Below are 11,898 nucleotides of genomic sequence, written 5' to 3'. Positions count from 1 at the left end.
TGCCTGCGCCGCCGACGGTTTAATCCATTAAACAGCACGAACGCGTAGCTACCGTCTTGAACGTCAATACCTGGTGCGAATAAATTCGCACCCTACTTCTGTAGGGGCGGCATTAATGCCGACCAGGTCAATAACAGCACGGAGCCGTAGCGGCGCGATTTATCGCGCGAGATTATGCAGCCGGGGGCAAATTAAGGCGCTTCAAACCACTCGCTATTCCGTTCCGCAATCGGCGTAATGGTCAGAATCATTTCCTGCAAATGGCGACGCATCGCTGACTCGGCAGCCTCAACATCATGCGCTTTCAGCGCGGCATAAATCTCTTCATGCTGCTGAATCAGGCTTTCCGGCGGGGAAACTTCACTCAGTGTCAGAAAACGTACCCGGTCCATGGTGGCTTTAATGTTCTCCACCGTTTCCCATGCCAGCAGGCAGTTGATGCCTTCCGCAATCAGGCGGTGAAATTCATCATCGAGGGAGAGGAATGACTGGCTGTCATGGCGTTCGGCCGCTAAACGTTGTAGCTGAAGATTATGCTCCAGCGCCATCAGCGCCTCCGGCGCGATTTCCTGCGCCGCACGGCGCACCACGGCGATTTCCACCGCTTCACGGATAAACCGGCCATCGGCGACGCGCTGGGCGGAAATCTTGCGTACAAAAGTGCCGCGTTGCGGTAATACCTGTACCAGTCCAGCCTCTGCCAGCTTGATAAAGGCTTCACGTACCGGCTGGCGTGAGACATTAAAGCGCGCTGAAACCTCTTTTTCCGACAGCAGCGAGCCGGGATGGATGGCGCAGGTAACGATATCCCGACGCAGATAGCGGTAAATCTGCTGATTTACGGGTTCGCTGGTGGTTATGGTATAGGCAATCGACATGCAGCAATATCCGTATCGAATTATGGAGGTTATAAGGGAGCAGTCTAATCAGCACGCTCCCTCTGCGCTACAAGTTTGTTGCAGACCGGGTAAGGGCATGTACCGTGGCGCGAGCACCTTCGTCACACAGCTGCTGATAAAGTTCGGTGACGCGTGCCACGAAGCCAGCATGATGCAGTAAATCGTCGCCAAACACCGCTTTTAATCCCAGCAAGGCACGGACACGAGGGGCCCCTTCATCGCTCGACGCCACAATGCGCGCCAGCTCATCTTTCAATGGGTCGCGAATCTCAATCGGCTGGCCGTGTTCATCCACACCGCTGACATAGCGCATCCAGCCCGCCACCCCCAGCAACAGAAAATCGCAGCCTGAACCATTTTGCAAATGCCAGCGCACACTATCCAGCATGCGCTGAGGCAGTTTTTGCGTGCCATCGGTGGCGATCTGATAGGTGCGATGTTTGATCGCGCGGTTTTCGTAGCGAGCAATCAGCGAATCGGCATAGGCTGCCAAATCCACGCCCTGGGTACGCAAGGTGGGAGCCTGATCCTGCATCATCAGGGCGCGGGCAGCGTGGCGATAATGGGGATCGGCCATGCAGTCGCTGATATGTTCGTAACCTGCCAGGTAGCCAAGATACGCCAGGAAGGAGTGGCTGCCGTTCAGCATACGCAGCTTCATCTCTTCGAACGGCAGCACATCGCTCACCAGCTCAGCCCCGGCATTCTCCCAGGCGGGACGGCCACTGACAAAATTGTCTTCGATCACCCACTGGAAGAAGGGTTCCGCTTCCACGGCAACCGGATCGCTGCTGCCGAGGCGTGCCGCCAGGGTGGCGAATGCCGCATCGGTCATGGCCGGAACGATGCGATCGACCATGGTCGAGGGGAAGGAGAGGTGGGCTTTAATATAATCGGCCAGATCGCTGCTGTGACGTTCCGCCAGCTGGACGAGCACGTTGCGCGTCACGTGACCGTTTTCTGGCATGTTGTCGCAGGACATCACGCTAAACGGTGCCAAACCCCGTTCGCGGCGACGGATGATCGCGGCCAGAATCAGGCCCGGCAAAGATCGAGGTGCCTGCGGCTGGGCGAGGTCGTGAACGATGTCAGGATGATCCGGGTTGAGGTTGCCGCTGGCAGGCAGATGGCAGTAACCTTTTTCGGTGACCGTCATCGACACAATCGCAACATCCGGCTGGCTCATAGCCTCAATCACCGCCTCGATGCCATCCCCCTTGCCATGCAGGGCGGCGGTAATGACCCCAATCACCCGGCTATGCAGACTGTCGTCGGCCATTTCGGTCAGGGTGTAGAGTAAATCCTGCTGGCGCAGCGCCTCGATTAATGCGCCGCTGTTGAGGTTCACTTCACAGTAACCCCAGTCACTGCCCTGAGCGGCCAGTTTGTCGCTCGCCAGTGCCTGATGGGCACGGTGAAAGGCACCAAACCCGATGTGGACCATACGGGTTTTCAGTTTGCTGCGGTCATAGTTCGGACGTTGTACGTCGGCGGGAAGGCGTTCAATCTCTAACATCATCATTCCTTTTAGCAAACGGGGCGCGGAACCGCCCCGTGATGATCAATCTGTTAAGCTGAAACCGGTTTATTGCTGGTTTTCGGACTGCGGATGACAAACAGCACCAGCAGGGCACCCAGGCCAGCGACCACTCCAGCCAGCACAAAGGCGCTGTCAAATTTGCCGGTGTGCTGGACGATAAAGCCCGTGACGATAGGACCAATGATGCCCGACAGGCTACCCACCAGATGGATAAAGCCGCTGATGCTACCGACACGGCTTTTGTGCACCACGTCCTGAATAATCGCCCAATAGATCGCGCCAGTGATGTAGAGGAAGAAGATGGAGATCGACATCATGATCACCGCCGAATTGACCTCTTTTATCGTACCCGCCAGCGCGACACAAATTGCCGCTGCCAGCAGTGAGACCACCAGCACAATTTTACGCGACAACAGTAACTTACCGGTAATATTGAAAATTTTGTCGGAAATCCAGCCACCCAACGCCAGACCGACGAAACCGACAATCCACGGAATCATGGTGGTGATACTCATGGCTTTGATATCCAGACCATGCGCCTGCACCAGATACGCCGGGAACCAGCTCAGGAAGAAGAACAGAATGTAGTTGTAGCAAAAGAAGGCGAATGCCGTGACCAGGATGATTGGCTGACGCAGGTAGTACCCCATCCCGTGAGCAGCGCCAGACAGATCCGCTTCTTCGCCCGACTGTTCCGCTTTCAGTTGTTCCACCAACGCACGCTCTTCAGGCGAGACACGTTTGCTTTTCGCCGGGTTATCCGCCGCGATAAAGAACCAGATCGCCATCCACACCAGGCCAATCACGCAGATGGCAACGAAGGCCGGACGCCAACCGAATGACAGCGCCAGATAACCGATAATCGGACCGGCAACTGCGCCTCCGAGTGGGGAACCGGCACTTAATAAGCCCATGGCGGTGGCGGCCTGTTTTTTCGGGAACCAGCCATTAATAGCTTTGTTGGCCGAGGCGCAGATGGGGCCTTCCGCCATGCCAAACAGCACGCGCAGCAGCATCATCGACCAGAAACCGGTGGCGAGCGCCGTCATACCGCAGAACAGCGACCACATCCCCACCGCAGTGCCGAGCACAATGGTCGGGCCGAATTTATCAGTGGCGAGGCCGCCGATAAAGTTGAACAGGGCATAGCCGAAGAAGAAACTGCCGAAAATCATGCCGAACTGCTCGGCATTGATCATCAAATCTTTTTCCACCAGCGGCACGGTCAGGGACAGGGCAATACGATCGAGGTAGTTGATCATATAAACCAGAAACAACAGCAGTACGAGGGTCCAGCGCAGATTCTTCAACATAGAAACTCCGACATCATCATCTTTATAGTAGTGCTGCCGGTGGGTACGTACCGGCAGGAGGACACCTGGTGTGAAGGTTAACTCAGGCCATATGCAGAATCACTTTGCAGCAGGTGCGCGGGTCTTTTTCGAACAGCGTCATCGCGCGTTCAATTTCCGCCAGCGGGAAGTAGTGCGTGACCAGTTTCTCTGGCTGGATCTGGCCTTTTTCCATCCACTCAATCACTTGCGGAAAACGGTTGCTGTTGAGACGCGAAGTGAACAGCGACAGTTCTTTGCTGGTCAGGCTTTGCTGCGTAATGCTGCAGGGTTCACCCGAGAAGCCCAACAGACCGATGCGGGCCGCTGGTGAGGCGAGGGCGGCCGCTTCCGCCAGAATGGCTGGATGGCAGGCGGCATCAATGATGAGTGTGGGCTGCACCCCTTCAAGCTGGGCAGCCAGCGGGATCTCGCTGTTGTTAAACACCTGATCGGCACCGTTTTGTTGCGCCAGTACCAGGCGTTCTGGCAGGCGGTCCACCACCAGCACCTGTTTAACGCCGTAGACCCCTTTCAGTACCTGAATGGCGGTCAGCCCCATCGGACCGGCACCATAAATCAGCGCGACGTCCTGCGGCTGCGGTTGCAGGAACGCGGTGATATTGGCGGCGATAGTGAACGGTTCAACCATGCTGGCCAGCTTATCGGGAATGCTGTCGGGCAAACGGAAGGCGTTTTTGGTCGGGGCGACAGCGAACTCGCTAAAGCCACCATCGCGGTGCACACCAATCACCTGGAGTTCTTTGCAGACATTGGGGCGACCAATGGAGCAGGGATAGCAGTGACCACAGCTCACCACCGGGTCGACGGCGACGCGTTCACCAATACGGCTCTCATCAACACCGGAGCCTGTGGCATCGATCACACCAAAAAACTCATGACCGATCACGCGTGGATATTTGGCAAACGGATTATGACCGTGCCAGATATGGACATCGGAGCCACAGATGCTGGCAAACTGGACCTTAACGCGTACTTCTCCGGCGGCAGGCTGCGGTACCGGACGTTCCGCCAGCACCAGCTCACCCGGTTGTTCAATCACGACACTTTTCATCATCAGCTCCTTGCCTGGCATCCTCTTCAGGGGGGATGGGCATTAACGGGAATTCAATGAGGAAAAAATACGCGCACAAATACTACCATACAAGTCTACATTGCGGAGTTGTGAAGAGGGTCACAAGATGAGGAGGTACGGGCGTTGACCCGTGTAGCGGCGCAATTTATTGCGCGCCTTTTTCCGGCAATGTGCACGGAATTGCGCAATAAATTGCGCCGCTACGGGGGAATGTTGTTCAGATCACGCCAGCAACGGGCACTGCGGCGGTAAACGGCAGCTCAGCGCGCCTGGTAGGACCTCAATCTGGAATTCACTGCCAGTGAGCGGTTCGCCATCGAGATTGAAGGTCATCTCATGGGGGGAGCGAATATGCAGTGACGGTAATTTCGCGCTGACAATGTTCGGGTTTTCATCATCGCGCGTCAGCGAATGCAGCAGGGTAGGCAGCAACTCCTGAGCCGTGACGATACTCAGGTTAAGCTGACCATCATTGATCAGCGCATCCGGACATAATTTCTGTCCGCCGCCCGCCTGGCGACCATTACCAATGCCGATCACCAGCGCATCGCCTTGCCAGTTAAAATCCGCGGCGCTGATTTCGCAGCTATCCGGCTTTAAGGTATCTACGCGGGTCAAACCATGAATAAAGTACGAAACGCCGCCGAGCGCCGATTTGAGTTTTTCCGGCGTTTCCGTGGTGATACGGGTGCCAAAGCCCCCGGTCGCCATGTTGATAAAGTAGCGATCGCCATTCACCCGCGCCAGGTCGATGGCGCTGGCCTTGCCGAGCACCGCCAGGCGCAATGCTGGTTCCATCTCCAGCGGGATGCCTGCGCTGGTGGCAAAATCATTGGCCGTGCCAAGCGGTAAAATCCCCAGCACCGGTCGTTGTGATTCCGCTAATGCGGCCAGTGCGGTAGCAATTTCATTGATGGTGCCATCACCGCCACCCGCCACCACGGTTTCAGCCTGCAAACTGACCGCCTCCTGGACATAACGGTCGCCATCGCCTTTTTCCCAGGTAACACGCACGGCCAGATTAAAGCCTTCGTCACGCAGTTGATTGACGGCGGCACGTAATTCCTCATTTCCGGCACCTTTGCCGTTAAGGATCAATAACGTCAGCGGTTTGTTTTGCATGATTCGTCCCTTAATGCTTCCTCAGACAAGTGGTTATAGCATAGCTGGGCAGGGAACTTTATCGGCGGGTGACGAAAAAAGAAAACCCGCACGGGGGAGCCGGGCGGGTGAATGAGGTGGTTCCTGGTACTACCTGCTGTTTATTGTTACTCGTTAGCAGCGGAAGCGAGTTTACGCCAGGGCGAAACGGCGGTCTGTGATCTTGTTCTAATTTCAACCATTTCTTTTCATTACGTGCGATTGCTGGCGTGCGGATCGCGCGTACTGTCGCCATCGGTAAAATTACGCAGCAGCAGGGCGAAAGCCAGATCGACATGTTCCGGCACTGGCAACCAGATGCGGTGACCATCACCCGGTGCCACCTCAACCGCGCTGCCTTTGTCATTCTGCATCGCTTCCAGTCGACAGTTCAGGTTGCCGTTGGGGGTCATGATCTCCAGTTCATCACCCAGCAGAAACTTGTTTTTCACTGCCACCTGCGCCCAGTCACCCCGGCGTTCGCCGGTAAACTCGCCGACAAATTGCTGGCGTTCGGATACCGAGTAACCCTGCTGATAATTCTGGTAGCTGTCATGGGTGTGGCGACGCAGAAAACCTTCGGTATAGCCGCGATGCGCCAGCCCTTCCAGCGTTTCCAGCAGCGCGGGATCGAAGGGCTTACCGGCGGCGGCATCGTCAATGGCCCGACGATAAACCTGCGCGGTACGTGCACAGTAATAAAACGATTTGGTACGTCCCTCAATCTTCAGGGAATGCACCCCCATCTGACTCAATCGTTCGACATGCGCCACCGCGCGCAGATCTTTGGAATTCATGATGTAGGTACCATGTTCATCCTCAAAGGCGCTCATGGTCTCGCCAGGTTTCATTTTCTCTTCCAGCAGAAACACCCGGTCAGTGGGGGTACCGATGCCGAGTGTCGGTGCGCTGTCCTGCATCTCCACCGGCTGATGGAAACCGACAATATTGCCGACCTCATCCTGCTGACCTTCTTCCACTTTGTACTCCCAGCGGCAGGCGTTGGTGCAGGTGCCCTGGTTGGGATCGCGTTTGTTCAGGTAGCCCGAGAGCAGGCAACGGCCGGAATACGCCATGCATAGCGCACCGTGTACGAAGATCTCGATTTCCATCTCCGGCACCTGCTGGCGGATTTCAGCAATCTCTTCCAGTGACAATTCGCGCGACAGGATCACCCGCGTCAGTCCCATCTGTTGCCAGAACTTCACCGTCGCCCAGTTGACGGCATTAGCCTGCACCGAAAGATGGATCGGCATGGCCGGAAAGGCTTCACGCACCAGCATAATCAGGCCGGGATCGGACATGATCAGTGCATCCGGTTGCATTGCCACCACCGGGGTCAGATCGCGGATAAAGGTCTTCAGCTTGGCGTTATGCGGCGCGATATTGACGACGACGTAGAATTTTTTACCCAGCTGATGGGCTTCATCGATGCCTTTGGCGAGGTTTTCATGGGTGAATTCGTTATTGCGCACGCGCAGGCTGTAACGAGGCTGACCGGCATACACCGCGTCGGCGCCATAGGCGAAGGCATAGCGCATATTCTTCAGCGTTCCCGCTGGAGAAAGCAGTTCAGGTTTAAACATGGGATCTCACTGATGTCAGGTCAGCATGCCATCGTGGATGGCATGTGCAGTGGCCGCGTCAGACGGCCCTGCAAAAGGTGGGGAATTTTAGGCAGGGCCACCACGAAGTAAATTGACCTGGATCAAGGTAATGCGCTGCCTGCTACACTAAGCGGCAGACATCCGCTTCCCAGCGATAGCCCATACCGTAAACCGCGCGGATAAAGGGTTGCTCGGCATCGAGATTTTCCAGCTTACGACGCAGGTTTTTGATGTGGCTATCGATGGTGCGATCGGTTACCACACGGTAGTCGTCATACAAATGATTGAGCAGCTGCTCGCGTGAAAACACTTTGCCCGGCTCCAGCGCCAGGGTTTTCAGCAAACGAAACTCGGCGGGCGTCAGCTCCAGCGGCTGTTCACGCCAGCTGGCCTGAAAACGGCCTTCATCAATCAGCAGATGGGACGCCTGCTGGACTTCTTCCGGCGTACGTTTGACGCGGCGCAGGATGGTTTTCACCCGTGCCACCACTTCACGCGGGCTGAATGGCTTACAAATGTAATCGTCGGCACCGATTTCCAGCCCCAGCAGGCGGTCGATCTCTTCAGTGCGCGCCGTCACCATAATGATCGGCAGATCGGAAAAACGGCGGATTTCACGACACAGGGTCAAGCCATCACGGCCAGGCAGCATTAAATCCAGCAGCATCAAATCCGGCGGAGACTGCTGCACATAACTCAGCACCTCGCTGCCATCGCCAATGTGATGGGTGCGATAGTTAGACGCCTGCAGATAATCAATCATCAGCTGCGCCAGTTTTGGCTCGTCTTCAACAACAAGGATTAAAGGGTCTTGCTTTTCCGTGCTCATAGGCTGCGCTTAGTGAGGAACATAGGGCAAGTTTAGCGTGATTTGCAGGCCACCTAAATCAGAGAGATCTGCACTGATGCTGCCGCCATGCGCTTCCGCAATATTTTTGCAGATGGCCAGGCCGAGACCCGAACCGCCGCTGGCACGGTTGCGTGAGCTTTCGGCACGGAAGAAGCGCTCAAAAAGCTGGGCCTGATGGGCTGGATCGACCCCGGGTGCGCTGTCTGCAAAGCACAGCTGCCAATGGTCGCCCTGGTTTTTCATGGTCAGACGTACCTGACCACCCGCATCGGTATAGCGCAGGCTGTTTTCCAGCAGATTGGTGAACAGCTGCATCAGCCGATCCGGATCGCCGAAACTGGCCGCCTCCGCCGGTAACGACAGCTGCAATGTCAGCTGGCGGCTGCGATAGCGCTCACCAAAACTGCCTGCTACCACTTCCAGCAGATGGACCAAATCCACCGCCTGCTTGCGATAGGCGAGGGCACCGGCATCCGACAGCGACAGTTGATGCAGATCGTCCACCAATTTGGTCAGCACCACCACTTCGCTTTGCAGCGAGGTGATGGCCTCCGGCGTCAGTTTACGCACGCCATCCTGCATCGCTTCCAGCTCACCGCGCAAAATCGCCAGCGGAGTCCGCAGCTCGTGGGAGATATCCGCCATAAAGGCGCGGCGGTTGCTCTCATTTTTTTCCAGTGAACTGGCGAGCTGGTTGAAGTCACGCGCCAGCTGACCAAGCTCGTCGCTGCTGCCCACTTCAACCCGGGTGGCGAAATCCCCTGCCGCCAAATGATGGGTGCCGTCCACCAGCCGTTTCACCGGGGCCAGTAAACCGCGTGCCATCAGCCAGGTCGCCAGCGCCGCCATCAGCGCGGTAAACGCCACAATGATCCAGCTGGTACGACGTTGTTGCTGGTCAAAATTGATATCGGTGCTGCGCGTCAGGCGTTCCGCCGGGGAACCAATCACCCAGCCAACGACTTTACCGTTGCTGGTGGTAATGTTGCGCCTTGTGCCTTCAGGCGGTACCGGTGAACGCGGGCCGGACAACACTTTGTACTGCTGGTCGATGATCCAGAACTGGGTACGCCAGCCGTGGGGTGGCAACTGATTTTCGCTGCCGGGGTTTTGCTCCAGCGAACGCAGGATGGTAAAAATCAGGCGGTCATTGTTGCGCAGGAAGTCCCAGTTGCCGTGCTGCTCGTATTGATCGGCCAGCGCATCGCTGAGCAGCGTCAAACGTTGTTCGTTGCCTTTGCGGATGTAATCCACAAAGCCGTGTTCAAAGCTGAGTCGCACTCCCCAGTGCATGATGATAATCACCAGCATGCAGGTGGAAAAAATGGCCAAAAACAGCTTGGGACCAATTCCGAGTTTGACTGGCCGCTTCATCCTTCGCTCCTTTTACGTCGCAAATCGACGTTTTTGCTCACATCCTGCGGCACGCGCCAGAACACCAGCGCAGGCAGGATAATCACCAGCGCCATGCACAGGTAGGAGTAGATAAAGGTTTGATGAGCCGCTGCGCTATTCACCACTGCGCCATGACCGAAAGCACCGAGCAGCAGACCCGCGACGGTCACCCCGATACTGGTGGAGAGCTGCATAATCATCGACAGCAAACTGTTGCCGCTGGATGCCAGATCGTCAGGTAACTCTTTCAGCGTCAGGGTATTCATCGAGGAGAAGCGGATAGCGTTAACCATGCCTTGCAGTAACAACACCACCGGCAACAGCCAGGTCCAGCCCAGCAGCGCCACCGCCGGAAACAGCAGCACCACCAGTGCCAGCGCGCAGGTACCGCCCACCAGCGCGTTGCGATAGCCAAACATATTGACGATCCTGACTACCACGCGTTTGATCCCCATATTGCCCAGCACCATGGGAATCATCATCAGACCAGCATGAAATGGGCTAAACCCGAGACCGACTTGCAGGAAAATCGGCGTCATAAACGGCAACATGCCGCTGCCGATGCGGCCAGTAAAGCTGCCGAGCAGGCCGATGGAATAGATACGGTTATCGAATAATTTCAGGCTGAACAGGGCGTTGTCGTTATTGCGACCGTGCATCAGGTAGAACAGCAGGGAAAACACGCCAACCAGGATCAGCAGGCCGAGCAGCAACGGCGAGCCACCGGTGCTGCGTTGCCCATCCAACGCCAGCGTCAGGGTCGCCATGCCGACGGCCAGCAGGCCAAAGCCGAGAAAATCGAAGCGCCGGGTTTGCATGGTGTAGTTGGGCATGATGGTCAGCGTGGCGATCGCGCCGATAATGCCTACCGGGATGTTAATCAGGAAGATCCAGTGCCAACTCGCGTACTGCACCAGGATACCACCGAGCGCCGGGCCGAGGAGCGGGCCAACCTGGCCGGGCAGGGTGACAAAAGTCATGGCCGACATGTACTGCTCGCGCGGGACAATTTTCATCACCGTTAAGCGCCCGACTGGCACCATCATCGCACCGCCCACCCCCTGAATCACACGCGCCAGGATCAGTTGATCCAGCGAGGAGGAGAAGGCGCAAAATATCGAGCCAATGCTGAATAACACGATGGCGGTGAAGAAGATATTGCGCACGCCAAAGCGGTCCGCCAGCCAGCCGCTCAGCGGCAGGGTAACGGCCACCGTCAGGACGTAGGACACAATCACCGAATGCATATGCAGCGGGCTGACGTTAAGGTCATGCGCCATCGACGGGATGGCGGTGTTAACGATGGTGGTATCCAGCGACTGCATAAAAAAGCCAAAAGCGACAATCCACAGCTGCCAGCGCACTGTCGCGTTCTGAGTGGTCATGTGTTACCTGCCGAATCAGATCCAATTTTCGCTGATTAACCCATTCACACGGGAAAACTCGCGCAGATTATTTGAGACAAGGGTGAGTCCCGAACTTCGGGCATGGGCGGCAATATGCAGGTCATTTAAACCAATTGGCGTCCCCTTTTTTTCAAGATCTGCACGAATGGACCCGTAATGAAATGCTGCTTTTTCATCGTAACTAAGTACATCCAGGCGAGAGACGAAGTCCTCAACCGTGCGCAAATTGCGTTCAGGGAATGAACTCTTCTCTGCTCCGTGCACTAATTCCGCGAGCGTGATTGATGACATAACCATACGACCAACATTGGCATTGAAGCGCGCTAAAACTTCAATTGGCCGTTGTTTAATAACGTAAATAACGATATTGGTATCAAGCATGTAACGATGCATCAGAATTCATCCCGATCTGGTTGCTCTTGTGATGCACGTTCATTCATAAAATCATCGCTCACGGTTGGGCCACTCAGGAAAAAGCTATCCCATGTATTTTCAACCGGAGTGAGAATGCGTTCTTTACCTACTGCTCTAACGGTGACATTTTTCACCGTCTCCGGGAAGCGTACATCAGCAGGGATTCGGACGTTTTGCGTGCGGTTGCTGGTAAATACAGTGCCTTGAGACATATAAACCT

11 protein-coding genes are annotated in these 11,898 nt (G+C 56.0%); all 11 read right to left on the bottom strand.

Going from position 1 to position 11,898, the window contains the following annotated elements:
• Positions 1-191 precede the first annotated feature (191 nt).
• Entirely contained in the window at positions 192-878 is a 687-nt protein-coding gene (locus HA50_RS12970; RefSeq protein ID WP_084876026.1) for a GntR family transcriptional regulator, read from the bottom strand.
• A gap of 67 nt (positions 879-945) precedes the next feature.
• On the bottom strand, positions 946-2,415 hold the full coding sequence (locus HA50_RS12965; protein WP_084876025.1) for a mannitol dehydrogenase family protein: 1,470 nt from the start codon (positions 2,413-2,415) through the stop codon (positions 946-948).
• Between the two features lie 53 nt (positions 2,416-2,468).
• Positions 2,469-3,752, bottom strand: coding sequence for an MFS transporter (locus HA50_RS12960; protein WP_084876024.1), 1,284 nt, complete (start codon positions 3,750-3,752; stop codon positions 2,469-2,471).
• Between the two features lie 82 nt (positions 3,753-3,834).
• Complete coding sequence (locus HA50_RS12955; protein ID WP_084876023.1) at positions 3,835-4,845, bottom strand: Zn-dependent oxidoreductase; 1,011 nt, start codon at positions 4,843-4,845, stop codon at positions 3,835-3,837.
• Positions 4,846-5,088: 243 nt separating this feature from the next.
• Positions 5,089-5,988, bottom strand: a complete 900-nt coding sequence (gene yegS, locus HA50_RS12950; RefSeq protein ID WP_084876022.1) for a lipid kinase YegS — start codon at positions 5,986-5,988, stop codon at positions 5,089-5,091.
• Positions 5,989-6,218: 230 nt separating this feature from the next.
• The gene (gene trhP, locus HA50_RS12945; RefSeq protein ID WP_084876021.1) at positions 6,219-7,592 is read right to left on the bottom strand and encodes a prephenate-dependent tRNA uridine(34) hydroxylase TrhP; all 1,374 of its coding nucleotides are present in this window, start codon (positions 7,590-7,592) and stop codon (positions 6,219-6,221) included.
• A 142-nt stretch (positions 7,593-7,734) separates the two neighbouring features.
• Positions 7,735-8,442, bottom strand: a complete 708-nt coding sequence (gene baeR / locus HA50_RS12940) for an envelope stress response regulator BaeR (RefSeq protein WP_084876020.1) — start codon at positions 8,440-8,442, stop codon at positions 7,735-7,737.
• A 9-nt stretch (positions 8,443-8,451) separates the two neighbouring features.
• Entirely contained in the window at positions 8,452-9,837 is a 1,386-nt protein-coding gene (gene baeS, locus HA50_RS12935; protein ID WP_084876019.1) for an envelope stress sensor histidine kinase BaeS, read from the bottom strand.
• The gene (gene mdtD / locus HA50_RS12930; RefSeq protein WP_084876018.1) at positions 9,834-11,243 is read right to left on the bottom strand and encodes a multidrug transporter subunit MdtD; all 1,410 of its coding nucleotides are present in this window, start codon (positions 11,241-11,243) and stop codon (positions 9,834-9,836) included. The genes baeS and mdtD overlap by 4 nt, the downstream gene beginning before the upstream one ends.
• Positions 11,244-11,258: 15 nt before the next feature.
• Entirely contained in the window at positions 11,259-11,657 is a 399-nt protein-coding gene (gene vapC / locus HA50_RS12925) for a type II toxin-antitoxin system tRNA(fMet)-specific endonuclease VapC (RefSeq protein ID WP_084876017.1), read from the bottom strand.
• Positions 11,657-11,890, bottom strand: coding sequence for a type II toxin-antitoxin system VapB family antitoxin (vapB, locus tag HA50_RS12920; RefSeq protein WP_084876016.1), 234 nt, complete (start codon positions 11,888-11,890; stop codon positions 11,657-11,659). Before vapB ends, vapC begins: the two co-directional genes overlap by 1 nt.
• Positions 11,891-11,898: the final 8 nt, after the last annotated feature.

The organism is Pantoea cypripedii, assembly GCF_002095535.1.
GTDB lineage: Bacteria > Pseudomonadota > Gammaproteobacteria > Enterobacterales > Enterobacteriaceae > Pantoea > Pantoea cypripedii.
Note: the sequence above shows the minus strand (reverse complement) of the source record. Positions and strands in the feature narration are given on the sequence as shown.

Coding starts and splice junctions, on each gene's coding strand:
- HA50_RS12960 (WP_084876024.1), bottom strand. CDS start 3,752: ATGTTGAAGAATCTGCGCTGGACCCTCGTACTGCTGTTGTTTCTGGTT.
- trhP (WP_084876021.1), bottom strand. CDS start 7,592: ATGTTTAAACCTGAACTGCTTTCTCCAGCGGGAACGCTGAAGAATATG.
- baeS (WP_084876019.1), bottom strand. CDS start 9,837: ATGAAGCGGCCAGTCAAACTCGGAATTGGTCCCAAGCTGTTTTTGGCC.
- HA50_RS12965 (WP_084876025.1), bottom strand. CDS start 2,415: ATGTTAGAGATTGAACGCCTTCCCGCCGACGTACAACGTCCGAACTAT.
- HA50_RS12970 (WP_084876026.1), bottom strand. CDS start 878: ATGTCGATTGCCTATACCATAACCACCAGCGAACCCGTAAATCAGCAG.
- yegS (WP_084876022.1), bottom strand. CDS start 5,988: ATGCAAAACAAACCGCTGACGTTATTGATCCTTAACGGCAAAGGTGCC.
- baeR (WP_084876020.1), bottom strand. CDS start 8,442: ATGAGCACGGAAAAGCAAGACCCTTTAATCCTTGTTGTTGAAGACGAG.
- vapC (WP_084876017.1), bottom strand. CDS start 11,657: ATGCATCGTTACATGCTTGATACCAATATCGTTATTTACGTTATTAAA.
- vapB (WP_084876016.1), bottom strand. CDS start 11,890: ATGTCTCAAGGCACTGTATTTACCAGCAACCGCACGCAAAACGTCCGA.
- HA50_RS12955 (WP_084876023.1), bottom strand. CDS start 4,845: ATGAAAAGTGTCGTGATTGAACAACCGGGTGAGCTGGTGCTGGCGGAA.
- mdtD (WP_084876018.1), bottom strand. CDS start 11,243: ATGACCACTCAGAACGCGACAGTGCGCTGGCAGCTGTGGATTGTCGCT.